Raw genomic sequence first — 25,107 nt, 5'->3', positions numbered from 1 at the left:
CCTCCAGTCAGGGCGCGGCGACAATGGGTTTGTAGGGAGCAACCAGATAGAAGCGCTGGTCGGGCAGATCCACCGTGACGATATGCGCACCGCTCAAGCCCAGGCGCCGTCCCGGGCCGAAGCTGATCAGCGGCGTCAGACCGGTGTCGAAGTCATGCAGGCCTTCGAGGGCATTGACCAGCTTTTCGCGGCTGGCATCGCGCCCGGCCTGCTTCATGCCTTCGCCAAGCAGCATCATCGAACTGAACGCGCCCACCTGCAGCACCCCGTACTGGCCACCGAGCCCCTGATGCTCGCGCAACTGGGTCAGGGCCAGGCGCCCGGCGTGGGTCCAGTCGCTGGGTACGAATGGATAGGCGAGAAATACCCGACGGGAAAAATCATTGGGCACCTGCAACAGATTCCCCGCCACCTGGTTCGACGCGGCGAACAGGTAGGGCACCTGCCCCGCCGTGCGCAAACGATCGGCAAGACTGCTGAAACCGCTGCCGCTGCCCAGGTAAAACACCGATCGCGAGCCCAGCGGCAACTCATCCCGGGTCGGGTCGTAGGCAAGCAGGCGCACGTCTTTCCAGGCGTGATCCTGCAAGTACTGACTGAGTTCCTGTGCTGCCAGCCGTTGCCCGGGCTCATCCGGGTAGGCAACCAGCGTCGGCCCCGGCAACACTCGCAGGCTGGAGCCGGCATAGTCGGCCAGGGCAATCATCTGTTCGCGCAACCCCGGCAACGGTTCGAAAATCTGCGGGCTGGCCTGCACCGTGCCCTGCATGGACAACGGCCCGATCAGGGGAATACCGGCCTTTTCCAGGCGTGCCGCAAGGTCCGGGTCGAGTGCCGGCGCCAGCGGAGCGATCATGGCAAAGACCTGTTCCTGCTCAATCAGACGCTCCAGCGCCTGTTCGGCGCTGGCGCGGTCGGTACCGGGGTCAAGGATGGTCAGGCGCAAATGCCGGCCATGAATCCCGCCTGCGCCATTGATGCGCGCCACGCAGCCCTTGAGCACCGCCGCCACCGTGGCGCCCTCCTCGCTCAACGGTCCCGACCCTGGTAACAATGTCCCCAGGTGCAGGCTGTCGGGGGTCAGACCCGGATCGCGATCATCGGCCAGGCGCTTGAGGTAGGCGGTGAGGTTGCGCTGATCGTTGATCGAGAGCACGAACCTTGGCATCGTCGGGTCAAGCCGATTGTTGCCGGGGTCGCGCCCCTCCTGTATCGCCCGCGCCACGCTGGCTTCGCTGTAGGCCGGGTAATTGCGGCCATTGATCTGCTGCTGGCCATGACTGCTGGTCAGCCGCGACCAGCTCAGGTCCGGTGGTCGCACCCCACCCTCCGGTCGGCCGAGGCCGTCGGCGCCATGGCAGTTGGCGCACGGCAGGCTGGTAGCGGGCAGTACCATGTCGGCCGCGCCGACCCGGGCCATGAGGGGGGCACCGCTGGCGGACACACCTTCGCGGTACAGTCGCTTACCGGCACTTTCGCTGACAGTCAGCGGCAGCGCCTGCACGCTCAGGGTGATGCCGCCGAGCAAGAACAGGCCAAGAACCAGGACAGTATTCATGGCCGGCACTCAGCGCCCGGCCACAGGCATTGTCAGCAACTGCAAGCGCTGGGCAATGGCGGCGGCCGGGGCATCGGGACGGATTTTGCTCCAGCGCTTGTTCGCCACGTCACCGACGATCAGTTGGGTCGAATGTTGCTCGGGGGTCGGTACGATCTGGCCAATGCGCCCTAGAACCAGGTCCATTTGCGCCTTGTCGCCGGTAAGAAAAAGCCAGTGGGGGTCATCAACACCCTGCTTCAAGGTATAGGCCTTGAGTACCGCCGGTGTATCGCGCAGCGGATCACTGGTAAGGGAAATAAAGGTGATGCCATCAGCCTTGTCGCCCAGCACCTCACGGACTTCCTTGAGCTTGCGGGTAATCAGCGGGCAGGCATCGTTGCAACTGGTGAAGATCACGTTGAGCAGCACCACGCGGTTCTCCAGCGCATCGCTGTAGAAGCGCAGGGTGTTGCCGTTCTGGTCCTGCAACGGCGTGTCGGTGAACCAGGTCTTTGCGTCACGGGTGCCGGTCGCCGGTTGCGCGTTCGCCGCCGCAGTTGCCGACGCCGGTTGCGCGGGTTCGTGCGCTTCGTGGGCCAACGCCAAGGTACTGACAAGCCAGAGGCACAGGCTCAGGGCAATCCACTCGAGGTTTTTCATGGCTGATGCTCCATGGCGACGGCCGTGTGCTTGGCGTGGGCGTTGCGTTCACCGCTGATTTTCTCGACCGCGCGGGCCAGTTCCACCGGGTCGGTGAAGCCGTAATAGCGGGTCCAGAACCGGCTGTTGCCATCGCCCACCAGAATCAGAGGTGAATGGTTCTTGAAGTCACCGCTGTAGGCCCCCAGCCCCTTGAGGGTGGCGTTGACCGACTGGGGCGAGCCGGTCAACCAGCTCCAGCCCGGACCCTTCTGAAAGGTGCGGGCGTAGTCGTTCAGGCGCTCGGGATCATCGCGCTGTGGGTCGATGCTGATCGAGACCAGTTGCACCTCGGTGCCGACCCGGTGCCCCAGTTGTTTCTGCACCTTGCCCATGATCGAGGACACCACCGGGCACACCGTGGTGCAACTGGTGTAGATGAAGCCCATGACGACGATCTTGTTCCCCACCAGATCCTTTTCGAGGCTGACCGACTTGCCGTTCTGATCCACCAGCGCGACGTCGGCGAACTTGACCTGAGCGGTTTCCGGACTGGCTTTTTTGGCCGTCATGTCGTGCCCGGCGTGCTCATCCGCCGAATGGGCCAGGGCTTGGCCAATACCGATGGCCAACAGGCAGAACGTCAGCAGGCCACGATGTGCGAATCGGTTCATGTCAGTTTCCTCTTAGTGGGCATGGCCGGGCTTGACCCGAACGCTGGCAAAAGTCTGGTCATCGAAACGCCTGCCCAGGGACGCTGCGCGCACGTGCAGGTACCAGGCACCGTTCTGGTCGAGGTTCACCGGGGCTTCGTATATACCGTCGGCGACTTCCACGGCGGCGACTTCCCGGGGGTGCGAAGTCGGGGCCAGGAAGTAACGCACCTGAACGTCCTTGACCCCACTGCGCTGCACCTTCTGCTTGCCCTGGACGATGCGAAAGCGCACCACGTAAGGGCTACCCAGCGCGGCGGTGGACTTGTCGAGCAGGAACTCCACTTTCGCCACCCCACGGTGCGGATCGAGGCTCTGGTCCGCCTCGACCACGGTGCTGAAGCAATGGATGATGTTCGGCTGGTTGAGCAGGAACGCCACATCGAAACGGCCGGCGGTCGGCAGCTTGATCCGCGAGCTGTACAGCCCCGGCTCGACTTCGCGCAGGCTGCGATCGATTACCAGCGCCGCCCGGGCCACCTGCCCGCGATTGGGGTAGCCGGACATCGGTGCGTTCATCCCTTCGGCGTAGAAGTAGGTGGTGTTGTCCACCGGGTTGACCACGAACACCGCGTTGTCGTCCTTCGACACCGCCAGGCTTGACGCCAGCGGCAGGTCCCCAGCCAGCCGTGGTGCCTGAGGGCCGGCCTCGAAGCCCTGGATGATCGGCGTGCGGCCTTCACCGAGGGATGACAGGTTGATCATCGTGACCTTCGGCGAAGCCAGCCCGCGGACATAGGCGTAGGCCTTGGTGAACACCACTTGATAGGGTTCGGCGGAGACGTCCAGGTCATGGATCAACACATCGGTGGCGCTGTCGATCACCGAGGCCTGGTTCTCCAGGGTGTTGAGCACGATGCCGAAGCGCCCGTCGGCACTGAAGCCCATCGGCCCCAGTCCCTGCTTGAGCTGGATCACCCGGCGCACCGACTGGCTGGCACTGTCGATTACCGTCACCGTGCCGTCCTTGCCGTCCGTCACATAGGCTGCGCCGGACAGCGGCGAATACATCACCGACAACGGGTTCGAACCGGTCTTGAGTTGTTTGCTGATGCTCAGGCTGGCGATGTCGACAATGCTCAGGGTGCCGTCGTCGCGGTTGGTGACGAACGCCAGGCGACTGTCCTTGCTGAAGGCGATTTCGTGATGACCGCTACCGGTGGCCAGGTGCTTGAGGGGTTTGAGGCTGGCGGTGTCGATCACCGTGACCCCGGACTGCTCCGCCACCTGGGCATTGTTGCCGACCCACAGCAAGCGTTCGTCCGGTTGCAATGCCACGCGTACCGGGTTGCTGCCGGCCGCCACCGAGTCGATCAGTTTGAATTGCTCGCTGTCGAGCACCGCGACTTCCCCCGCGGTCGGCATCGACACAAACACGCGTTTGTTGTCCCGGGGAGTGACCCAGTCCATGGGTGGCTGCTTGAGTTCGACCCGGGTCATGGTGCTGGTGATGCCGCCCACCGATACCGATGGATCGACCACCGAGACGCTGGCATCGCGGTTCATGACCATCAGGAAGTAACTGTTGAGATCCAGCAGCGGCCGCGCCCCGATGCTCGATTTGAGGAAGACCCCGACCCGCGACTTGCAACTCTGATCGCGACCCTGGGCCTGATCTGCGGCGATGGTTTCGGGGTCGAGCCAGGCTCCGGGGGCGACGCCTGCCAGCGGTTGGCCCGAGGCTTTGTCGGTCACGCGAAACTGCACGTCGGCGAATCCACCTTCGCGCAGCACGCCATCCTCGGCCAGCGGTTTGACTTCGAACGCCACCGAAATGCCGTCGCGTTCAAGGGTCTGGCCATTCGAGGTGTCTGGCAGTGCGACGTGACTGAGCCGGGTGGGTGGCGACGTGCGCGACACCGCCAGGCCGATCAGCGCTGCACCGACAATCAGGGCGCAACTGGCGAAAGTGATGGTCCTGTTCATTGTAAAAACTCCCCTTCAGATCTACGTCTGCCTTGCTCCCTGTGGGAGCGAGCCCTGTGGTGAGGATGGCCAGCCCCATGGCGAGGGTGACTACCCTTGTCGCGAGGGGGCTTGCCTGTGGCGAGGGGGCTTGCCCCCGTCGGGCTGCGAAGCAGCCCCAAAAATCTCTGTTGCATCAAAGATCTTGTGAGTGCTTCGCACTCAAGCGGGGGCAAGCCCCCTCGCCACAGGGAAAGCCCTTTGCCACAGGGATAGCCCTTCACCACAGGCAAGCTCCCTCTCCACAGTCAACCCCCTCGCCACAGTGCTCCTACAGGTGTTGCGTTGCTTCCCTAAGGTGCCGGTGCCGGCTCAGGCTCGTTGGTGACCCGCAGCAGTCCCCACAATCCCGAGGTATTCCCATAGGCTCCGTAATCGCGGAACAGGTAGTCCCCCGGTATCGCGTTGATACCCCCGGCGCTCGGCAGCATCAGACTGAAATGCGCGGCCGGCAGGATGCTTTCGCGGGCACCTATGTACATCGACATCGGGTTGTAGCCGAACTTCACCGACCCCACGCCAGGGCTGCCCATGGGGTAGCCACCGGTGTCGCTCTTCTCCGCCACGAACGGGTTGGTCGACCAGAGGTGACCGTCAAGCTGGAAGGTGCTGCCGCGACTGCCGCCGGTAGGCATCAGGATGTGGGTTCGGAACGGTTGCCCCGGCTTGGCGTACAGCACCGGGGTTTGCGGATCACCACCCACCAGCGCGTTGCTATAGGCCATGTGCGCATTGACCATGTCGCCATAACCTGCGCCGTCGGCACGACCGAACGGAGCATCCGGGGCCAGGCCGAAGCGGTACCACATTGGCTCGGTCTTGTAGTTGATGGCCATGCTCGAGTTGTCCTGGGGATCGTTCGGCACGCCGAACCCTTCCGCAGCAATCCCCTCTACCGGACGCCCATTGGCCCAGCGCATGTTCAAGGCTTTCTGCCAGACCATCGCGAAATCGCGGTAGCTGGTTTGCCCCGGCGCGGTGACGGTCGCATTGACCTTGCGCGCATCTTCCACCCAGGTGGCGCCGGCCGGCAGGATGCTCATCGCCGCCGCCAGGCCTTTTTGCGACTGCTTGATCACGTCCGCCGGGGTGAAATTCAAGCCGCCGAATTCCACCGCCGTCGCGTTGATGTTGTCGACGCTGCGCCCCAGTTGGGTGATCGGTTTGCCTTCACGCTCCAGGTGCCCGGCGTAATACTGGTAAGTACGGGTCGGGTACGCGCCGCTGCTGCCGACACGGGGTGGCACAGTCTGGATCGGGTTGGCGCCGACGTTGGTGCCGTCGGACTTGGTGATGTCGTACGCCAGCAATTGTGCATGCAGACCCACATGGCTGGACGGCCGCATCAGGTTGTTGCTGAAGGTGGTCGAGCCGCTGCCGTTGTTGCGGTCACGCTTGACCATGCCTTGCATGACCGCAGTCTGGGTGAGGTCCGGCATGACGGTCGGCAAACGGTTTTCCAGGGTGATGTTGATGCAGTCACCCGCCGTTGCACGCAACACCAGCGGTTCGACAGGCACGCCGGGCTTGAGCTTGCCGGTGGCCGGATCGAGGTCGGCCTTGCGTACATACAGGATCGCGGTCGGGTCATGCAGCGGCCCGCTTTGCCCGCCGATGGTGATGGTTTCACCGTCTTCTGGGTCGAACACGGTGACTTGTGGAATGCTCACCGCCCGCGAGTTGAACACCAGGGTGCCGCCCGCCGGTTTCAGTGGCCCGCCCACGTGTTGCCCAAGCCCTGCCGGATCACCGATGGACAAGCCCAGTGGATTACTGAGGATGTCGTTGGCCAGCGCCGCCACCACTTCATAGTTGCGTTGCGGGGTTGGCCGGGTGCCGATGCCAGTGGGGTTGGCGCCGATCCGTGGGCAGGTGCCCTCAAACGCCACGGTGTTGCGCATACCGGCCGGTTTCGGGTTGTTCGGCAGTGCGAACAGGTCGTTGCGTTGCGCCGTGTAGTTGCGCATCACCCCCCAGATCCCGCTCCAGTAGCCTTCAATGGAAGCGTCCATCGAGTACAGGTAGTCACCCGTTGTCGCCGCCGAACTGGAGAGCATCGAGACCGGAGCAATGAAGCCCATCTGCTCGGAGATACCGACCATCTGCGACGCGCGCCAGCCGGAGTTGGAGCTGTTGCCGAAACCGGAGCCGCTTTGCAGCCACTTCACGCCATGCAGGGTGACGTTGTGTTCCTCTTCATGACCACCGGCATGTACCCGCAGCCGCACGTTGTCACCGGTGTAGGTGCGCAGCATTGGGGTGAAGGGGTCACCCGGTTCGGCGCCACCGCGGTTGATATGCGGCGGGAACAGCGTGGTGCCGCCGGTCGGACCGGTCGCCGCGGTGATCAGGTTCGGCGCCAGGTTCATCGCCGGGATCGCCCGGTCGGTACGGCTTTGCATGGCGTATGCGAGGTCACCGCCGAGGCCGTCAGCCTGCATGCCGCGCTTGCCGTCCGGGCCGAGCCGGTTAGGGTCGTACACCCGCAGGGCCAGCGGTTCATTGCGGTAATTGACCACGAACATGCCTGGGTCATCCACCGAGATCGCCTGTGGGCACGGCCGGGTCGGGCAGCCGGGCTTGATCCCGCCCTGGACTTCGACAATCCCGTCCAACAAGTTGCTGGCGTTGTTGCGCACCGGTGGGTTGATCGCGTAGCGGAAGCTGTCCGCCGTGGCCGGGAAGCCTTGCGGATTGGGCTTGCCATCGGGACCTGCGCCTACGTACACACCCGCTTCATAGGCGTGCTGGAAGTCGCTGTATTCGAGGAAAAACTCCCGGAAGCTGTCGTTCTTGCCGTCGCCATCGATATCACCGGTGGAAATCACCGCTTGCCAGGAAGTCGGTCCGCCGTCCTGGCGCGCACCGCTGTACAGCGGCTCGCCGGTTTCGGCATGGAACCAACTGGAGCCGGCCGGCTCAGCCAGCACGGTGGCGTACAGACCTATCTGCTGGTGAGTCGATGGGCCCAGGTGGTCGTGGGTAAAAATAGTCCCCAGGCCACGATCGACGCCCTTGCTGTTGACCACCGGATCGACGAACCAGCGCTGCATCGCCGTGCGCGCCCCGACCCAGTCGGCCCGGCCGTACTGACCGAAGAACGGGTGGTTTTTGGCTTTCGGGCAGGCGGGTGTGCCGTCACGCGGATCGGTTTCTTCGCACTGGTTGAACTGGCGAATGGCGTGAATGCGCTCTTGCACCGCACCCGGGGAAAGCACGCCGTCTTCGTAGTTCCAGCCGTTGGACGAACCATCGGCCGCGGTCAAGTCCCATTTCGGCAGGTGAATGTGCTGGCCGATCACATCGGTTGGCGTGCGCACCTGATAGTCGTCCATCTCATAGGTGGCCGGCACCAGGTTGGTTTGCATGTACTGCACGCAGTCGAAGGTGTTCATGCGCATCACCAGAGGCTCTGGCGGACGCTGCTTGGTAATCACCGGCCAGGCGTCTTCCCACAGTGCGAGGATGCGTGCTTGCGGGAAGTGGTAGCCGACCTTGTTGTACACCGCATCGAACTGAATGTTCGCTCCCTTGTAGATGCGCGGGCGGTCGGCGGTGAAGGTCGAGGCGCCGGTGAACGACATGCCGTCGCCCCGTTCGCCGCTGGTGAACTCGCCGGTGCCGGCGCTGCCGGTCAGGCGTTTCTGCCGATCGTCCATGCAAGGTTCGTAGTACGGCGCACCCGCGATCGGCAAGGCGCCGTTGGTACGGAAGTTACGCGCCACCACCTGACTGCCGGGCAACACGGCGTAGCTGGGGTGGTCCTTCCTGGCGTGGAACGCCATGGCCGCCTGTTCGACTTCGGTGCCCTCTTCAGGCAGGTAAATCGGTTTGGCCCGGGTGACCTCCTTGGAGAAGTCCAGCGAGGTTGTCACTGTGTTCGCCTCACCACCGGCAGAGACGCCGTCCAGGGTATGCCGCCCCAGGCCACCGTCCCAGCCACCGGATTGAGCCGGGTCGAGGTTGGCCCACAACGCATTGCCGCTGGCCTTCAAGGCCTGCGCCTTGGCGGCGTCGAGCATGTCCAGCGGCGGAGTTGGCGGACGTTGCCCGACCGAACTTTCCATACCGCCGATCCAGAATGGATAGCCAGGGTTTTTCAGCGTGCCATCGGCATTGCGATTGGCTTCGCTGCGATCGACCAGCACCAGCGAGCCAATGGCCTGTGCTCCGCCGCCACCGCCGTGATGTTCGCCGTCGTCATCGTCGTCTTCTTCATCGTCGTCATCGTTGCCGGCCACGAGGGTTTCGCCAATTTTCGGCACCACGGCGACTTTGCCTGGCATCGGTGCCATGGCTTTACCGGGCAGCGGCACGACCGCCGGGATCGGTGTGCCGGCGACAATTTCACCATCGGGCAGCGCCCGTGCACCGGCCGCAGGTTTTCCACTGCGCAGGGCGAACGGTTCGCTGTGGAAACCGTCATCACCCTGCTGGGAGACTTCCAGTTTGGTGCCCTCTTCAAACACATCGTGCACCCGCCACATGGCCCACATGCCCTGGGCAAAATGCGGATAGAAATGGCAGTGATAGATCGCGTCGCCCGCTACCCGGTTACGGTTGCCCGAACCGCCATTGGCGATTTCATAGGTGTAGCCCGCACCCGGACCGATGCCCTGGGCATCCACATAGTCAGAGTTATCGTCATTGGGGTTGAACAGCCACTGATGCCCGTGCAGGTGGAAAATGTGCTGCTCGTGGCCATTGTGGGTATTGCGGAATTTGACGAAGTCACCGATGTAGCTGTGGTTGACGTTGGACGGTTCGGCCGGATACAGCGCCATGGTCGCCTTCACACCTACCTGATCGGCATTGGGGGTCTGACCGGGGGTGATGCCTTCCAGCCCGGCGTTGGCCGGTACGTCCACCAGCATCGCCACGTCGCCGACGGTGTGGGAACTGAGGAAAAATTCTTCATAAGCGCAGGACAGGCAATCGTGCATCGGCCCCACGCCCAGGCGGTTGGCGACCACCTCGGCACCCATGCCGCCGGAGCCATAGTTGATCATGAAGGAGTCACGGGTCGGCTCCAGCACGTGGGCCATCACCGGGTCGGCCCAGTAGGCGGGAAACGCCTGGGTGACAGCGACTTCATCCTGGAACTGCGAAGCGAAATCGCGAAACGGCTCCAGGCGGTTAGGGAGCGCCGGGTTGCGTTTGCCCATGGATTCCAGCGCGTAGGTCGATGTCGGGAAGCTGCCATCGGCGTTACTGCCCATGACAATTGCGTCGCTTTCACTGGATATGATTTCGTTGCCGTCGACCATGTTGATGATCGGCGTGCCGGCCTTGCCTTCACGGACCCATGGCTCGCGCTGCGGGTAACGCGCCTGATAATCGACGATCGGCTGACCGGCCGGTGTGCGACCGGTACTGGCCAGGCGCATCTCTTCCTCGGTTACGGTATTGCGGTAAGTGCGACCACCTTTGGGCACCACCACCACTTGACCGAACAGACCATTGGCCACGTTGCCTGCCGCACCTTCGCCACCGAAGCTTGCGCCACGGCTGCTGGCGGCGAATACCCCTTCCCGCTCGGCATACAAGGTGTAGGAACGGGTACCACCGGGCGGGATCAAGGTATTGGCGTTACGCCCGGTGAACGATGAGATGTCATCAATGCTGTTGACCGCTTGCATGCCGTTGACCTGAAAACCGACATGGCGGTCGGCGACCTGCTCGTCGGCCTTGAAGCCATCGGCGTTGCCGATCTCGATTTCTTCCTCGCCCTCTTCCTCGTTTGCGTCCTCATCGGAGTTGGGGTTGGCCTGATAAGCCAGCAGGTTCTGCAGATTGATGGTCAGGCAGTCGCCGGCGGCAACCCGCAACACCAGCGGACGCGGACGCTTGTCTGGACGCAGGGACACTTTGCCCGGTACCGCTGAGCCGCCACTGGCCAGGGACCGGTCATGGTCATCGACCACATCACGACGCAAAGCGAACATCATGCCGTTGACGTTCTGTGCACCGAGGCGGTTGAACATAAGCGGCTGATCAAGCGCCACGACGTTGGCCACCAGGTTGCGCTCGCAACGCGCAGCTGCATTGGCGGCTTCGATGCCAGACATTGATGCAACCAGCAGCAGTAAATGTATCAGGGTCGGAGCGCGGTTTATGCCGATCATGGAGTCGGGCCTCGCAGCGGTTTTCAGGGACAGATCTCGACAAATCGTCCAGAGCAATCCGCATGCCATAAAAAATCTTATTATTAATCAGATAGTTATTGTCACGACCTAATGACTCGGGGGGAAAAGCCCCACCCAATCCCCCAATTTTTTCACCGGGGCCACCATGCCCCAACATTGGGGATACTGCCCCACTGCCAGCGCTCACAAAGGCGCATCAGCAGCCAGCCCCTGCAAGCGCCGGTACTGCTTCAGGACGCTGGGCACATAACGTTGGGTTTCGGCAAATGGCGGGACCACGTTGCCACGGCTGAGCACCGCTTGCGGCCCGGCGTTGTAGGCGGCCACGGCGAGGCGGATATCGTTGTCGAACATCGTCATCAGGCGCTTGAGATAACGGGCGCCACCCTGGATGTTGGCCTTGGGGTCGTAGACGTCGCTCACGCCCATTTCGCGGGCGGTATCGGGCATCAATTGCATCAGCCCACCGGCGCCCTTGGGCGACACGGCTCTGGGGTTGTAGGCGGACTCGGCCTTGATCACCGCATGCAACAGCGCCGCCGGTATTTCGTTGGCCGTGGCCGCCGCCGCCACCAGCTCGGCGTAAGGTTGCGCGGCGATCATCTGCGGCTGATCGTCGAGGCTGACCACCGCCTCTGCAGGCTCGCGAATCACTCGTTCATAGTGGCGGCCGGGGCGATGGACATTGGACAGGACGTAGTTGCCATTGGCATCCACGGAAACGAATACGTCCGCCTGTACGGCGCCAGCCAGCACAAACAGAGCGAGCATTGCGGTGGTGAGCAACTTCATTGTTATGCCTCCCCTTCCCGACCCCGAAAATTGGGGCTAATGCCCCAATTGCCGGTCGCGGATCAGGCATACGCAAGCACTGTGCCGTTACACCCAAGGCCCGTAGGACAAGGGGTGCGCCAGGACGCCCGGGGGTGAGCATGGCAATTGCATGCGCTTTGATCGCAACTGTGCTGCCAAATGTATGAGGTCATCATGAAACAGCGTCTTCGTTGTGCCCCGCGATCCCAAAGCGGGTTCACCCTGCTCGAACTGTTGGTGGTGCTGGTGGTATTGGGGCTGTTGGCCGGTTTGGTGGCGCCGAAGTATTTCGCCCAACTGGGCCGCTCCGAAGTGAAAGTCGCCAAGGCCCAGATTGAAGGCCTGGGCAAGGCCCTGGATCTTTACCGTCTGGAGGTCGGCCATTACCCCTCGACTGAACAGGGCTTGCAGGCATTGATCAGCGCACCCAGTGATGAACCGCGCTGGACCGGCCCTTACCTGCAGAAAAAACTGCCCCAGGACCCTTGGGGCCGTAATTACAACTATCGCTACCCCGGTGAAAACGGCGAGTACGACCTGCTGTCCATGGGCAAGGACGGGCAGCCCGGCGGCGAAGGCGAGAACGCCGAAGTCACCAGTTGGCAGTAACGGGAATCGCGACCATGCGCTTTCACCTTAAAGCCGTCGGCAAGGCCGGTGTCGTTGCAATGACTGTCGAAGCACCGGGTCACAGCGAAGCCCGCCGCATCGTCGAAGACCAGGGCCTGCGGGTGGTCAGCCTGCACGCCGAGCGGCATTGGCGCGCCTTGCGGCTCAAGCAGCGCGAGACCTTCAACCTGGTGTTGTTCAGCCAGGAATTGACCACCCTGCTCAACGCCGGCCTGCCGTTGATCGATGCGCTGGAAAGTCTGGCGGAAAAAGAAACCGCGCCCCAGGCCCGCAAAACCTTGAGTGAGCTGGTGCGCCTGCTCTATGAAGGCAAATCGTTTTCCCAGGCATTGGGCCAGCTATCAGCGGTGTTTCCCCCGCTGTACGTTGCCCTGGTGCAGTCCAGTGAGAAAACCGGCGCCGTGGGCGATGCCCTGGGCCGGTACGTCAGCTATCGCCAGCGCATGGACGAAGTCCGGCAGAAGATCGTCAGCGCTTCGATCTACCCCATGCTGTTGCTGGTGGTAGGCGGTGGTGTCGTGCTGTTTTTGATGGGCTATGTCGTGCCGCGTTTCAGCCTGGTATTCGAAGGCCTGGGGTCGAACCTGCCCTGGCTGTCGCAGATCCTCATGAGCAGCGGCATGTTCCTCCACGCCCACCAGGGAGAGTTTTTCGGCGGCCTGCTCGCGCTCATCGTTGGCCTGGTCCTGCTCCAGCGCCAGCCGGCCTTTCGCCGGGGCGTGGACCGACTGATCGAAAAACTGCCGGCGGTCCACCAGCGAATCTTCATGTACGAACTGGCGCGCTTCTACCGCTCCCTGGGGATTCTGTTGCAAGGCGGTATCCCCCTCGTCACGGCCATGGGCATGGTCCGAGGCCTGCTCACCGTGGCTTCGCGCTCACGCCTGGACCAGGCCTGCGAGCGCGTGCGCGAGGGGCAATCGCTGTCCGCTGCGCTGGAACTCAATCATCTGGTAACCCCGGTGTCCCTGCGCCTGCTGCGTGCCGGTGAACAGTCCGGCAACCTCGGGCAGATGATGGAGCGCAGCGCCGACTTCTACGACGAAGAAATCAGCCGCTGGATCGAATGGTTCGTGCGCCTGTTCGAACCGTTGCTGATGACCTTCATCGGCCTGCTGATCGGGGTGATCGTGATCCTGATGTACATACCGATTTTCGAACTGGCTTCCAGCATTCATTGACCCCGAACCAGGGGCGCGCTGTACGCAGCACTTTTTATCAAGGTACCCACTGAATAAATCAGCACGCTGGGGTGTTCATCAATGTAGCAACGGAAAAAGCAGCAAGTTGCAACGTTCATCAACGTTCCAGGCTGAATAAGAAGACGGAGAACGACATGCACATCAACAAGCTTTTACTGGCAGTAGCTATTGGCGCAGTTCTGTCGGCGTCTACCGTTCTGATTCCGGACAGCCTGTCCGGGGTATCCAGTGCTCAGGCCAAGGATGGTGGTGGCGGCGGAGGAAGTGGCGGCGGGGGCGGTAGTGGTGGTGGCGGCGGTGGTGGCGGCAGCGGCGGTGGTGGCGGTGGTGGCGGCAGCGGCGGTGGTGGCGGCAGTGGCGGTGGTGGCGGCAGCGGCGGTGGTGGCGGAAGTGGAGGCGGTCACGGTGGTGGCGGTCACGGTGGTGGCGGTGGCGGCGGCGGCGGTGGCGGAGGAAGTAGCGGCGGCAATGGCGGAAGTCACGGTGGTAGCGGCAGTGGCGGTAACAGCGGCAGCGGCCATAGTGGCGACCATGGCAGCAACAGCGGCCACGGCAACAGCGCCAGCGCCAGCGGTTCAAGCCACTCCGGTGCAGTATCGTCCTCCGGTCGCAGCGGCACCCATGATGAGCCCGGGGACGACCGAGGCGTCCATGCCAATGGAGAAATCGGCGATGACCGTGGTGTACACGCCAACGGAGAAATCGGCGATGACCGTGGTGTGCATGCCAATGGCGAGCCTGGGGATGACAAAAGGAGCTGATCCCCGCTGAAGTCCATGCAACACAAAACCCTGTGGGAGCGAGCCTGCTCGCGATAGCGGATTATCATTCAACATTTCTGTTGCCTGATACCCTGCCATCGAGAGCAAGCCCGCTCCCACAGGTTCATTGACGTCCGGTCCTGCGCGTTCCTACAACCTACCCTCTACCCGATCCAGCTCTTCGCGCAGGAACTCAACCAACGCCTGCACCGGCCACGAACTCTGCCGGTGTTGCGGATAGACCGCCGACAACGTCAGCGGCTCCGGCCGCCTATCCTCCAGCACCTGCACCAGCCGTCCTTCCTTCAACGCCGAGCCGACGATGAACGTCGGTAAATACGTGATCCCCAGCCCGGCGATCGCCGCATCCTTGAGCAGATCGCCGTTGTTGACCCGCATCCGCCCGCTGACATTGACACTCAATGACTTGCCTTGCCCCGCAAAACGCCACTGCACCTGTCGACCATGGCCGTACGGCAGACAGTCGTGACCGTGCAAGTCTTCAGGCTTGAGCGGTGTGCCGCGCTCGGCCAGGTACGCCGGGCTTGCGCAGTACACTCGCTCGATGGAGGCAATGCGTCGGGCAATCAGCGACGAATCTTCCAGTGTGCCGATGCGCAGCGCCAGGTCGTAACCCTCACCGAGTAAATCCACAGGACGATCGCTCAAATCCATCTCCACCGTCACGTCGCGATAGCGCTGCAAAAACACCGGCAGCAGGCAGCCCAGATGCGCCAGTGCGAAGGACAGCGGCGCGCTCACACGAATGGTCCCCCGTGGCTCGGTGGTCTGCCCGGCAATGCCCTGCTCCACCTGCTCGACTTCAGCGAGCAGGCGCAAGGCTGACTCGTAATAGCTTTGCCCCAGCGGCGTGACATCCAGTCGCCGGGTCGAGCGATTGAGCAAACGTACGCCCAGGCGCTCTTCGAGTTGCATCAGGCGGCGGCTGACAAATTGCTTGGACAGCCCCAATTGATCGGCGGCCGCCGTGAAGCTGCCGGAGTCCATCACCTGGCAGAAAATACGCATATCTTCAAAGGGGTTCATTGTCACTCCCTGGTGGACAGCCAATCACTTTATAGCCGCTTCCCCCCCTCCAGACATCCAATTAATCTGAAACAAAGCATCCTCGCTGACTCGCCGTCCCAGGCACGGTTCACCGCCATGACCTCAAGAAAAGTGGTTTTTTGAGTGGGTTGCAGACCCGCTGATCTGCAGATCACCCAAAACCCTGTGGGAGCGGGCTTGCTCGCGAAAGCGGTGGTTCAGTCAACATCAATGCTGACTGACATCACGCCTTCGCGAGCAAGCCCGCTCCCACAGGTAATGGGTTCAACTGACAGGTCTTACTTCGCCGTGAATTTGGTGTAGCTGTTGATCAGGTTGCGATAGTTCGGCAGGCGCTCGGACAGCAGGTTGGCCAGGCCTTCCGTGTCGTTGCGCCAGTCGCCTTGCAGCTCGCAGGCCACGGCGAACCAGTTCATCAGATGCGCACCGGCGGCCGACATGCGTGCCCAGGCCGCTTGTTGCACGGTGGTGTTGAAGGTGCCGGAAGCGTCGGTCACCACAAACACCTCAAAGCCTTCGGCAATGGCCGACAGGGTCGGGAATGCCACGCACACATCGGTCACCACACCGGCAATGATCAGTTGCTTGCGACCGGTGGCCTTGATCGCCTTGACGAAGTCTTCGTTGTCCCAGGCGTTGATCTGGCCCGGGCGTGCAATGAACGGCGCGTCCGGGAACTGCGCCTTGAGCTCCGGCACGATCGGGCCGTTCGGACCGCTGTCGAAACTGGTGGTGAGGATGGTCGGCAGTTTGAAGAACTTGGCGATGTCACCCAGCGCCAGCACGTTGTTCTTGAACTCGTTGGGCGAGAAATCCTGTACCAGCGAGATCAGGCCGGTCTGGTGGTCGACCAGCAATACCACGGCATCGTCTTTGTTCAGGCGCGAGTAAGGAACGTTGCTCATTGGAAAACTCCTTGTGGGATGGTTGTTGCAGTCAGCGCCGCCCTGCTGGGCCGGCGCTTTTTTTGAATTCGTCAGAAGGCAAAACACGAGCAGCCAAAGGCGCCCCAGAAACCGGCGAAATCGCTGACCGGCGCGTTCGACAGGCGTGCCCGTTCATGACGGTGGGAATGCACCGCGCATGGGCCGCTGCAATGGTGAATCTGGGCCTGCATCGGCGACGTCGGGCGCCAGTGGCCCGGTACCTTCACCACCGGTGACCAGTCCGGCAGCACCGGCACGCTGGCCGGCCCGAGCTTGTCGAAGTCACCGGCGCCGTACACCACCTTGCCGCCGACCACGGTCAACACCGACTCGATCCACTTGATCGCCTCTTCATCGACGCTGAAAAAGTCCGCGCTGAGGGCCGCGACGTCGGCCAGTTGCCCGACCTTGATCTGGCCCTTCTTGCCTTGCTCCGACGAGAACCAGGCACTGCCGTGGGTGAACAGTTCCAGCGCCGTCAGGCGTGAAAGACCTTCGGCGTGCAGCTCCATGCCGCCGACGGTGCGACCGCTGACCATCCAGTACAGCGAAGTCCATGGATTGTAGCTAGACACCCGCGTGGCGTCGGTACCGGCGCCCACCGGTACGCCCTCGGCCAGCATGCGCTTGATCGGTGGTGTGCCTAGGGCCGCTTTCGCGCCGTAACGCTCGACGAAATATTCACCCTGGAACGCCATGCGATCCTGAATCGCGATGCCGCCGCCCAGCGCCCTCACCCGCTCGATGTTCTGCGGGGTGATGGTCTCGGCGTGATCGAAAAACCACTGCAAGCCGTTGAACGGAATGTCGCGATTGACCTTCTCGAACACGTCGAGCATGCGGCTGATGGATTCGTTGTAAGTGGCGTGCAGACGGAACGGCCAACGTTGCTCGACCAGATGGCGCACCACCGGCTCCAGTTCGGCTTCCATGGTTTGCGGCAGGTCCGGGCGCGGTTCGAGGAAGTCTTCGAAGTCCGCCGCCGAGAACACCAGCATTTCCCCGGCGCCGTTGTGTCGCAGGTAATCGTCGCCCTGGTGCAGCTTGACGCTGCCGGTCCAGTTCTTGAAGTCGGTCAGCTCTTCCTTGGGCTTTTGGGTGAACAGGTTGTAGGCGATGCGCACGGTCAGTTGCTCGTCCTTGGCCAACTGCTCGATCACCTGGTAATCGTCAGGGTAGTTCTGGAAACCGCCGCCGGCATCGATAGCGCTGGTAAGGCCCAAGCGATTGAGTTCGCGCATGAACTGACGGGTCGAGTTGACCTGATACTCCAGCGGCAGCTTCGGCCCCTTGGCCAGGGTCGAGTACAGAATCATCGCGTTGGGGCGCGCCACCAGCATGCCGGTCGGCTCGCCATTGGCGTCACGCACGATCTCGCCACCGGGCGGGTTCGGTGTGTCGCGGGTGTACCCGGCCACCCGCAGGGCCGCGCGGTTGAGCAATGCGCGATCATACAAATGCAGGACGAAGACCGGGGTGTCCGGTGCCGCCAGGTTGAGTTCTTCGAGAGTCGGCATGCGCTTTTCGGCGAACTGGAATTCGTTCCAGCCACCGACCACCCGCACCCACTGCGGCGTCGGCGTGCGGTCGGCCTGGTCCTTGAGCATGCGCAAGGCATCGGCCAGGGACGGCACGCCTTCCCAGCGCAGTTCCAGATTGTAGTTCAGGCCCCCACGGATCAGGTGCAGGTGCGAGTCGTTGAGCCCGGGGATGACGCAGCGGCCCTTGAGGTCGATCACTTGTGTGCCCGAACCACGCAGAGCCATGGCTTCGGCATCGCTGCCGACCACGACAAAACGACCTTCGCTGATAGCCACGGCGCTGGCGAGCGGCTTTTCGCGGTCAACGGTATGGAATTGACCATTGAACAGAATCAGGTCGGCGTTCATTGCGGCTCCTTGGACTCGGCGGTAGGGGACAGCCAGGGCGCGAACAGGCGCGTCGCCATGGGCATGAAGATATAAACCACCGACAGGACGATGGTCAGCGTGATCAGGAACGTGGCCACCACGTAGTTGGAGAGAAATGCGTTGAGCCCAAGCAGAGGCCCCCACAGCAACGGAACAAGCAAGGTGTGCGGCAGAATCACCAGCAACGTCAACACCGCCTGCTTCCAGCGTGGTGGTGGGAGAACTGCTGCTTCAGTCTGCGGGGAGAACCAGAACTCGTTGACCGGGTTGACCTCAGTCTGGTCGCCATCGGCGAGCATCGGCGTGGCCTGGTCGATCAGTTCCCGACGTTGCGGCGAATCAAGCCAGTGTTGCATCGCTTCGGTAGAGCAAAAGCGCAACACGCAGGTATACATGTCGAGCCCGACGCTCTTGCCGCGCACCACGTCCACGCCCAGGTGCCCGACATTCTGCCCGGCCACTTTGACGATGTTGCGCAACCAGGCCTCATAAGGGGCTTCAAAACCTGCCTTGACCCGATGTTTGACGATCAGGGTCACGACTTCATCAGGCCCCGGCTTGACCGGTTGCAGGCGAACGGGATCAGACATGGCGCAAGACTCCGGTGAAACGCACATTGAGCGCCAGCCTTCCTGGCCCGGCGACGAAAATGCTGGTGGTCACAATCACGGCAACGTGAGATTCGCCCTTGGGTGGAAAGGGCACGCTTTTTTCGGCTCAGTACTGTATTGAAGCAGCTTGGGCAAACCCTGCATCCGTAACAGCAATATTGCGTCGCTGAGCCGCACAAACAGCAGTCCTCTGTGGTGCCGATGCGAAGCGCTCATGTTCTCCCCGCACAACTCGCAGCACCGGGTGCTGGAATCGATATTGCGGGGACGGGGGCAGGAAAAATTGAATGTACGTGCTGTTTTTGCAAGCGCGCCGGGGAAAATCAAACAAATCCCTGTGGGAGCGTAATGCTGTTCACTTAACACGATCATCAGGCAAGTACAAAATCTGTGGCGAGGGGGCTTGCCCCCTCGCCACGGTTTTCAATTGCCTGAAAATCGCCTTAAGTGAACAGCATTACCTGTGGGAGCGGGCTTGCTCGCGAAAGCGGTGTGTCAGTCGTCGGAGAAGCTGGATGTGCTGGCCCCTTCGCGAGCAAGCCCGCTCCCACATTGGATCTTCGGTGCATGACGTTCGACTGTAGGGTCGGTTGTCTGTCAACTGGATGGAGACAGTATTTCAATTCCCACCTACTTATTGCATCAGCCAGTAAACATTAACCTTCTCCTCAATCAGACGAATCAACGTCCCCACAGGAGATTTCATCATGCTGACTCTGCGCAAAGCTTCGGATCGTGGCCTGGCCAATCACGGCTGGTTGAAGTCCTTTCATACCTTTTCCTTCGCCAATTACCGCAACCCGAAAGAGCAGGGTTTTTCCGACCTGTTGGTGATCAACGACGACCGTGTCGCCGCCGGCAAAGGCTTCGGCCAGCACCCGCACCGCGACATGGAAATTTTCTCCTATGTGCTTGAAGGTGCCCTGGAACACAAGGACACACTGGGTACCGGTTCGGTGATTCGCCCCGGCGACGTGCAATTGATGAGTGCCGGCAGCGGTGTCGCCCACAGCGAGTTCAACCACTCCAGTACACGCCCGGTGCACTTCCTGCAGATCTGGATCGTGCCTGAGGTCAGCGGTGCCAAACCCCGCTATCAGCAGGAACACTTCAGCACGCAGAAGAAACGGGGACGCCTGCAGCTGATCATCTCCCCGGACGGCGCCAAGGGTTCGTTGAAGGTGCGCCAGGATGCCCGGGTGTATGCCGGTCTGATCGACGGCAAGGAAAGCGCCACCCTGGAACTGGGCGCCCATCGCTATGCCTATGTGCATGTGGCGCGGGGCAGCGTCGAGCTCAATGGTTTGTTGTTACAGGAAGGCGATGGCGTACGGGTTCGTGAAGAACAGGCGTTGACGTTGAGCAACGGTGTGGATGCAGAAGTGCTGGTGTTCGACCTGCGGGCGCAGGAGTTGCCGCAGATGCCTTGATGGTGAAGCAAAAAATCGCAGCCTCGCTTCGCTCGACAGCTACAGGGATACCTCAGTAGGAGCTGACGAGCGGAGCGAGGCTGCGATCTTTTTACTGTCCGTGGACTGGATACAGCGAGACTCAGGAGTCCCGAGTTTTATCCGAAGCCTTTTTATCGACCGGGCAGGCATCTATTCCGGTCAGGCTGGAGCGAGGGACAAACTGAACCGCCTTGGATTCGGTCTTCCAGAGTCGTACAAAGTAGGTGGCGTCGGCCTCGGCAACGACGCGTAACGGTCGACTGAAACCTGGCCGGTCAGGGTCCGCTATGGCTTCGAGCCCCTGGCTCTGCGGGCTGAAGCTCATGATCGTGCAATTGCGTGCCCCGGAAGCCGAAAACTGGAACGCAAACCCGCCCAGCTTGGCGCCCGACTGTGGGTGCAGGCCCAATCCGATGACCACTACCGTTACCGCTATCGCCAGCAGGGCGAGCGGATTTTGATGGCCGCGCACTTTCACCACGAACTGTGCACCCAGCAGCTGGATCAGCCATACGATCGCCAACTCACCCAGCATCAGAGGCACAAGCCAGCCGAGCTGGCTGACGTATTGGCTCGCGATGTGGATTGCCACGATAGTGACGTTCAGGATGACCATTATCTGGACGAAAGCGGACATCACACAGGCGATACGAAACCCTGTCGATATCGTCCCCTGTACACCGAGCGTCATGAGCCTGTAGTAGCCCGCGATCGTCAGCATCGCCGCCGATACCGCAGCGCTTCCCCACAGCAGGTTGACCTGGACCTGGGAGCCGATAGCGGTGAGCGACCCGCAGAAAATCCCGAGGATCAGCAAGCCGCCTCCCCAACGCCACAACAGGTGCCGGTGACGAGCCTGTGCTTCGGGAGATTTCTGGTCGAAACTCAAATCGTCACTCAGGCGTTTTCCGGAGGCATCGAGCTGATGGAACAGCACGAAGATCGGCAACAGGACGAACGCCACCAGGATCGAGATGATGAACACGAGTATCGCCGACATGACCGGCAGCGCGGTAAGGACCGCAGAAGAGGTAATACTGAGGGGAATGTTTTCCTCGTGGATGTACTGGTACAGATACATCCCGGCAGTGAGCAGAATGCCAATGCCCAGAGGCCAGGCACGCTCGTTGAGCCATAACAGGCTTCTACTCAGATGGGCAAAGCGGTCGGGTGAGGTGCCTGCGGGTTTAGCTTCGATACGTTCAAACTCGGTCACGTCGGTGGACTCCATTTCCTTGGGCATAGCGTCCTTGTTGCAAGCAGTGCTCAACAGAGACAATGACGTGCGACTTTACAGTCTGAACAGGCCAGAAACATCGGGCCCGGACAAAATCAGAAGCGTCTGACAGACGCTTCGATAATCACCCCTGGAATCTTGCCCGATACCGCCCCGGGCTTTCCCCGGTCCACTTCTTGAACGCCCGATGGAAAGCGCTGGGTTCCTGAAATCCCAGTTGTTCGGCGATATCGCTGATGCTGGCCCCGCTCTGGCGCAACCGTTCGAACGCCACCCCGCGCCGCACCTCGTCCTTGATCTCCTGGTACGAACAGCCTTCGCGTTCGAGTTTGCGGCGGAACGTGCTAGGGCTCAGGTGCTGCTCCAGGGCGAAATCCTGCAAGGTCGGCCATTCGCTGTAATGACTGCCGCGCAAGCGCTGATGAACCTGGGATGCCAGGCCATGCTGGTTGCGGAAGCGGATCACCAGCCATTGCGGCGCGGTGCGCAGGAACACTTTCAACGACGCCAGGTCTTGAACCACGGGCAGGCGCAGGTAGTGGCTGGCGAATTCGATTTCGGTGCGCTCGGCACCAAAGGTCAGGTTCGGGCCCCAGAGCAGTCGATCATCGCTGAGGGACAGGCGCTCGTGGCGAAAGTCGGCACGGTCGATAGGGATGCGTCGGCCACCCAGCCAGCACAGCAGGCTGATCATCAGCACCAGGAATGTCTCTTCGCCAAAACGGCTGGCATCGGCATCTGAGGAGTGGGTTTGCAGACTAATGACCGCGCGCTTGCCACGCACCGTCAGGGTGCCGCGAAAATCGCGCAGGAACAGCCCGAAGTTGACCAGGCACTGGCGCATGGCTTTATGCAGATCGGGCTCCTGAATCAAGGCACGACAGATCAGGGCAAAACTGCCCGGCGGCATGCCATGGGAGTCGAGGCCGAAAAACTCGTCGTCCAGCTCACGGATCTGAATCAGCCATAGCGCTGCAAACGCACCGGCCGGCACCCGCGCCGTGGGTTGGTGCATGACTTGCGGATCAATCCCCGCCAGTTCGAGTACCGCCTTCACTCGCTGCGGATCCTCCCCCAGTCCATGGATCATTGCCCGCACGAAGTAGGCGGCAACCGAGTCATTTTCCCGCATTTGAACGCTTCTCTCTCATCACCCGAATGGCAAAAAACATCAGTGCCGTTGAACAGTTCCGGCATAGGACAAGTGCCCTGCCAGCTCTAGACTCGCCGGCAATAGTACGCCTTCGGCCGCGGCCAAGGTATCGCAAGGTTTGATTGAAGGACGGGAACATGAATCTGCAAAACATCGGCGTGATCGGCGCTGGCACCATGGGCAATGGTATTGCACAAGTCTGTGCCCTCGCCGGCTTCCACGTGACCTTGCTCGACATCTCTGAAAGCGCTCTGCAAAAAGCCGTCGCGACCGTTGCTAAAAACCTCGATCGCCAGGTTGCCAAGGCAACGCTGACCGAGGAGCAGAAGCTCGCAGCCCTCGACAAGATCCGCACCAGCACCGATTACAGCAGCCTCAAAGACTCGCAAATGGTGATTGAAGCGGCTACCGAAAACCTCGAGCTCAAACTGCGTGTGCTGCAGCAGATCGCGGCGCAGGTCAGCAGCGAATGCGTGATTGCCTCCAACACCTCGTCGCTGTCGATCACCCAGTTGGCCGCCAGTGTGAGCCAGCCGGAGCGCTTCATCGGCCTGCACTTTTTCAACCCGGTGCCGGTGATGGGCCTGATCGAAGTCATCCGTGGCCTGCAGACCAGCGACGCGACTCACCAACTGGCGCTGGACATGGCCACCACCTTGGGCAAAACCGCGATCACCGCGGGCAACCGCCCAGGCTTCGTGGTCAACCGGATCCTGGTACCGATGATCAACGAAGCGATTCTGGTATTCCAGGAAGGCCTGGGCAGCGTCGAGGACATTGACGCGGGCATGCGCCTGGGTTGCAACCAGCCAATCGGCCCGTTGGCATTGGCCGACCTGATTGGCCTGGATACCCTGCTGGCGATCATGGAAGCCTTCTACGACGGCTTTAACGACAGCAAATACCGCCCTGCTCCGCTGCTCAAGGAAATGGTCGCGGCCGGTTACCTGGGGCGCAAATCGGGGCGCGGTTTCCATGCCTATGCCTGAACGTTGCTCGCGCTTTGCCGAGTACCGGGACAAGGTGCTGGAGTTGTTTTCCAGCAAAGGTTTCGGCCAGGTCGGCATGCGTGAGCTGGCGACGTGCCTGGGGCTTTCCCCAGGCTCGTTGTACCACCACTACCCGAGTAAACAGCACCTGCTGCTCGATCTGATCGAGGAGTTCTACGAGGAGCTATTGGCCACCCTCGCCCGCATCCAGAAAAAAGCTCCGGCAAAGCGCGACAGGCTGGGCAGCCTGATCCGCGCCCACCTGAATCTGCATCGGGATATGCCTTGGCATTTCCGCCTGGCGGAACGCGACATCGGCTGTCTGAATGAAGAGCAACAGGAACGGGTGCAGCAATTGCGCGAACAATATGAGCGCACCCTCCTGAAAATGCTTGGCGGCAGTTCCCGCTTCAGCGAAGAAGGCTTGTTGGCGGCCGGGCATGCCATTGGCTGCTTGCTCAACAGCGCTCCCAGCTGGCTGACCCCACATGCGCTGGGTGAGCAAGAACGCGAAGAACTGCTGGAGAGCATGGTCTGCGGTGCCGTCGAGCGCCTGTTGGCCCCCAAGCGCGCACTGGAGGCCATAAGCCTCGCCCGCCCTATAGAAAAGATATCTAAAGAAATACAGGTCCCTGCCACGATTTAAAGCTTAGCTTGTCGGCTCAACCCAATCGGAATTCGCCAGCGCCCCTGGCGTCCAATCCGAGGTGTGTTTGTGTGTACTTCAACACCTGGAGCCGAACATGAAAATCAATCCCTACCTCATTTTCAATGGCGACTGCAAAGCTGCCTTCACGTTCTATGCGCAAAGCCTGCCCGGCAATATCGAAGCCATGCTGACCTTCGGTGAAACCCCTGCCGCCGAACACGTCCCCAAGGATCTCCATAACCTGATCATTCATACCCGTCTTGTGGTGGGAGACCAGGCGCTCATGGGATCGGATACCACCCCTGATCGCCCCACCGACGCCATGAGCGCTTGCTCCATTTCACTCAACGTCGACAGTATCGCCGAGGCTGAGCGGGTCTTCACTGCGTTGTCGGAAGGGGGCAGCGTGCAAATGCCGCTGGAGGCCACGTTCTGGGCGGAACGCTTCGGCATGCTGGTTGACCGTTTTGGTGTTTCGTGGATGGTCAACTGCGAAAAGGATCAATGAGAAATCCCTGGACTTTCCCGCGGCCAAAAACAAAACCCCTACCTGCATACGCAGATAGGGGTTTCGGAATTTAATCTTGACGATGACCTACTCTCACATGGGGAAACCCCACACTACCATCGGCGATGCATCGTTTCACTGCTGAGTTCGGGATGGGATCAGGTGGTTCCAATGCTCTATGGTCGTCAAGAAATTC

Annotated in this window: 19 protein-coding genes, 1 rRNA gene and 1 pseudogene; 7 read left to right on the top strand and 14 right to left on the bottom strand. The window is 61.5% G+C overall.

The window, feature by feature from the left end; translation table 11 throughout:
• Positions 1-7: 7 nt before the first annotated feature.
• From ASE98_RS13565 to ASE98_RS13540, 6 genes are all read right to left on the bottom strand, one after another.
• Complete coding sequence (locus ASE98_RS13565) at positions 8-1,558, bottom strand: cytochrome c/ABC transporter substrate-binding protein (RefSeq protein ID WP_060541875.1); 1,551 nt, start codon at positions 1,556-1,558, stop codon at positions 8-10.
• Between the two features lie 9 nt (positions 1,559-1,567).
• On the bottom strand, positions 1,568-2,200 hold the full coding sequence (locus tag ASE98_RS13560; protein ID WP_060541874.1) for an SCO family protein: 633 nt from the start codon (positions 2,198-2,200) through the stop codon (positions 1,568-1,570).
• Positions 2,197-2,853 (bottom strand): SCO family protein, encoded by a 657-nt coding sequence (locus ASE98_RS13555; protein WP_060541873.1) that lies wholly within the window; start codon positions 2,851-2,853, stop codon positions 2,197-2,199. Before ASE98_RS13555 ends, ASE98_RS13560 begins: the two co-directional genes overlap by 4 nt.
• Positions 2,854-2,865: 12 nt before the next feature.
• Complete coding sequence (locus ASE98_RS13550; RefSeq protein WP_060541872.1) at positions 2,866-4,818, bottom strand: YncE family protein; 1,953 nt, start codon at positions 4,816-4,818, stop codon at positions 2,866-2,868.
• A 332-nt stretch (positions 4,819-5,150) separates the two neighbouring features.
• The gene (mnxG, locus tag ASE98_RS13545; protein WP_060541871.1) at positions 5,151-10,982 is read right to left on the bottom strand and encodes a manganese-oxidizing multicopper oxidase MnxG; all 5,832 of its coding nucleotides are present in this window, start codon (positions 10,980-10,982) and stop codon (positions 5,151-5,153) included.
• A gap of 204 nt (positions 10,983-11,186) precedes the next feature.
• Positions 11,187-11,795, bottom strand: coding sequence for a lytic transglycosylase domain-containing protein (locus ASE98_RS13540; RefSeq protein WP_060541870.1), 609 nt, complete (start codon positions 11,793-11,795; stop codon positions 11,187-11,189).
• 195 nt (positions 11,796-11,990) lie between these two features.
• Between ASE98_RS13540 and gspG the strand changes: the two genes are divergently transcribed.
• From gspG to ASE98_RS27010, 3 genes are all read left to right on the top strand, one after another.
• Positions 11,991-12,425: a type II secretion system major pseudopilin GspG gene (gspG, locus tag ASE98_RS13535; protein ID WP_060541891.1), complete on the top strand. Its 435-nt coding sequence runs from the start codon at positions 11,991-11,993 to the stop codon at positions 12,423-12,425.
• A 14-nt stretch (positions 12,426-12,439) separates the two neighbouring features.
• A complete protein-coding gene (locus tag ASE98_RS13530; RefSeq protein ID WP_060541869.1) occupies positions 12,440-13,627 on the top strand; it encodes a type II secretion system F family protein in 1,188 nt (395 codons plus the stop codon).
• A 155-nt stretch (positions 13,628-13,782) separates the two neighbouring features.
• Positions 13,783-14,409: a hypothetical protein gene (locus ASE98_RS27010; RefSeq protein ID WP_060541868.1), complete on the top strand. Its 627-nt coding sequence runs from the start codon at positions 13,783-13,785 to the stop codon at positions 14,407-14,409.
• 150 nt (positions 14,410-14,559) lie between these two features.
• On the opposite strand, the gene ASE98_RS13520 is transcribed toward ASE98_RS27010, so the two are convergent.
• The 5 genes and pseudogenes from ASE98_RS13520 to ASE98_RS27225 form a co-directional block, all read right to left on the bottom strand.
• The gene (locus ASE98_RS13520; protein WP_060541867.1) at positions 14,560-15,456 is read right to left on the bottom strand and encodes a LysR family transcriptional regulator; all 897 of its coding nucleotides are present in this window, start codon (positions 15,454-15,456) and stop codon (positions 14,560-14,562) included.
• A gap of 299 nt (positions 15,457-15,755) precedes the next feature.
• Entirely contained in the window at positions 15,756-16,382 is a 627-nt protein-coding gene (gene ycaC, locus ASE98_RS13515; RefSeq protein WP_060541866.1) for an isochorismate family cysteine hydrolase YcaC, read from the bottom strand.
• Between the two features lie 71 nt (positions 16,383-16,453).
• A complete protein-coding gene (locus ASE98_RS13510) occupies positions 16,454-18,292 on the bottom strand; it encodes an amidohydrolase (RefSeq protein WP_060541865.1) in 1,839 nt (612 codons plus the stop codon).
• Positions 18,289-18,903 (bottom strand): antibiotic biosynthesis monooxygenase, encoded by a 615-nt coding sequence (locus ASE98_RS13505; protein WP_060541864.1) that lies wholly within the window; start codon positions 18,901-18,903, stop codon positions 18,289-18,291. Before ASE98_RS13505 ends, ASE98_RS13510 begins: the two co-directional genes overlap by 4 nt.
• Positions 18,896-19,140, bottom strand: a pseudogene (locus ASE98_RS27225) (hypothetical protein). Before ASE98_RS27225 ends, ASE98_RS13505 begins: the two are co-directional and overlap by 8 nt.
• 491 nt (positions 19,141-19,631) lie before the next feature.
• Between ASE98_RS27225 and ASE98_RS13500 the strand changes: the two are divergent.
• The gene (locus ASE98_RS13500) at positions 19,632-20,354 is read left to right on the top strand and encodes a pirin family protein (RefSeq protein ID WP_060541863.1); all 723 of its coding nucleotides are present in this window, start codon (positions 19,632-19,634) and stop codon (positions 20,352-20,354) included.
• 121 nt (positions 20,355-20,475) lie between these two features.
• Here the strand turns inward: ASE98_RS13500 and ASE98_RS13495 are convergent, their stop codons facing one another.
• Both ASE98_RS13495 and ASE98_RS13490 read right to left on the bottom strand, forming a co-directional pair.
• Positions 20,476-21,591: a hypothetical protein gene (locus tag ASE98_RS13495; RefSeq protein WP_156465499.1), complete on the bottom strand. Its 1,116-nt coding sequence runs from the start codon at positions 21,589-21,591 to the stop codon at positions 20,476-20,478.
• 145 nt (positions 21,592-21,736) lie between these two features.
• Positions 21,737-22,744, bottom strand: a complete 1,008-nt coding sequence (locus tag ASE98_RS13490; protein ID WP_060541861.1) for an AraC family transcriptional regulator — start codon at positions 22,742-22,744, stop codon at positions 21,737-21,739.
• 158 nt (positions 22,745-22,902) lie between these two features.
• On the opposite strand from ASE98_RS13490, the gene ASE98_RS13485 reads away from it, so the two are divergent.
• The 3 genes from ASE98_RS13485 (at position 22,903) to ASE98_RS13475 (ending at position 24,911) form a co-directional block, all read left to right on the top strand.
• Complete coding sequence (locus ASE98_RS13485; RefSeq protein ID WP_060541860.1) at positions 22,903-23,754, top strand: 3-hydroxybutyryl-CoA dehydrogenase; 852 nt, start codon at positions 22,903-22,905, stop codon at positions 23,752-23,754.
• The gene (locus ASE98_RS13480) at positions 23,741-24,400 is read left to right on the top strand and encodes a TetR/AcrR family transcriptional regulator (RefSeq protein WP_060541859.1); all 660 of its coding nucleotides are present in this window, start codon (positions 23,741-23,743) and stop codon (positions 24,398-24,400) included. The genes ASE98_RS13485 and ASE98_RS13480 overlap by 14 nt, the downstream gene beginning before the upstream one ends.
• Before the next feature lie 97 nt (positions 24,401-24,497).
• On the top strand, positions 24,498-24,911 hold the full coding sequence (locus tag ASE98_RS13475; protein WP_060541858.1) for a VOC family protein: 414 nt from the start codon (positions 24,498-24,500) through the stop codon (positions 24,909-24,911).
• A 74-nt stretch (positions 24,912-24,985) separates the two neighbouring features.
• Here ASE98_RS13475 and rrf read toward each other — a convergent pair.
• Positions 24,986-25,101, bottom strand: a 5S ribosomal RNA gene (rrf, locus tag ASE98_RS13470).
• Positions 25,102-25,107 lie beyond the last annotated feature (6 nt).

This window comes from Pseudomonas sp. Leaf48 (assembly GCF_001421885.1).
GTDB lineage: Bacteria > Pseudomonadota > Gammaproteobacteria > Pseudomonadales > Pseudomonadaceae > Aquipseudomonas.
The sequence above is the reverse complement of the archived record's forward strand: the minus strand, read 5'-3'. Positions and strand labels throughout refer to the sequence as shown.

Bases quoted from the DNA above. Each gene is read 5' to 3' on its own strand.
- ASE98_RS13490 (WP_060541861.1), bottom strand. From the start codon at position 22,744: ATGCGGGAAAATGACTCGGTTGCCGCCTACTTCGTGCGGGCAATGATC.
- ASE98_RS13520 (WP_060541867.1), bottom strand. From the start codon at position 15,456: ATGAACCCCTTTGAAGATATGCGTATTTTCTGCCAGGTGATGGACTCC.
- ASE98_RS27010 (WP_060541868.1), top strand. From the start codon at position 13,783: ATGCACATCAACAAGCTTTTACTGGCAGTAGCTATTGGCGCAGTTCTG.
- ASE98_RS13485 (WP_060541860.1), top strand. From the start codon at position 22,903: ATGAATCTGCAAAACATCGGCGTGATCGGCGCTGGCACCATGGGCAAT.
- mnxG (WP_060541871.1), bottom strand. From the start codon at position 10,982: ATGATCGGCATAAACCGCGCTCCGACCCTGATACATTTACTGCTGCTG.
- ASE98_RS13510 (WP_060541865.1), bottom strand. From the start codon at position 18,292: ATGAACGCCGACCTGATTCTGTTCAATGGTCAATTCCATACCGTTGAC.
- ycaC (WP_060541866.1), bottom strand. From the start codon at position 16,382: ATGAGCAACGTTCCTTACTCGCGCCTGAACAAAGACGATGCCGTGGTA.
- ASE98_RS13500 (WP_060541863.1), top strand. From the start codon at position 19,632: ATGCTGACTCTGCGCAAAGCTTCGGATCGTGGCCTGGCCAATCACGGC.
- ASE98_RS13565 (WP_060541875.1), bottom strand. From the start codon at position 1,558: ATGAATACTGTCCTGGTTCTTGGCCTGTTCTTGCTCGGCGGCATCACC.
- ASE98_RS13530 (WP_060541869.1), top strand. From the start codon at position 12,440: ATGCGCTTTCACCTTAAAGCCGTCGGCAAGGCCGGTGTCGTTGCAATG.
- ASE98_RS13505 (WP_060541864.1), bottom strand. From the start codon at position 18,903: ATGTCTGATCCCGTTCGCCTGCAACCGGTCAAGCCGGGGCCTGATGAA.
- ASE98_RS13550 (WP_060541872.1), bottom strand. From the start codon at position 4,818: ATGAACAGGACCATCACTTTCGCCAGTTGCGCCCTGATTGTCGGTGCA.
- ASE98_RS13560 (WP_060541874.1), bottom strand. From the start codon at position 2,200: ATGAAAAACCTCGAGTGGATTGCCCTGAGCCTGTGCCTCTGGCTTGTC.
- ASE98_RS13475 (WP_060541858.1), top strand. From the start codon at position 24,498: ATGAAAATCAATCCCTACCTCATTTTCAATGGCGACTGCAAAGCTGCC.
- ASE98_RS13480 (WP_060541859.1), top strand. From the start codon at position 23,741: ATGCCTATGCCTGAACGTTGCTCGCGCTTTGCCGAGTACCGGGACAAG.
- ASE98_RS13555 (WP_060541873.1), bottom strand. From the start codon at position 2,853: ATGAACCGATTCGCACATCGTGGCCTGCTGACGTTCTGCCTGTTGGCC.
- gspG (WP_060541891.1), top strand. From the start codon at position 11,991: ATGAAACAGCGTCTTCGTTGTGCCCCGCGATCCCAAAGCGGGTTCACC.
- ASE98_RS13540 (WP_060541870.1), bottom strand. From the start codon at position 11,795: ATGAAGTTGCTCACCACCGCAATGCTCGCTCTGTTTGTGCTGGCTGGC.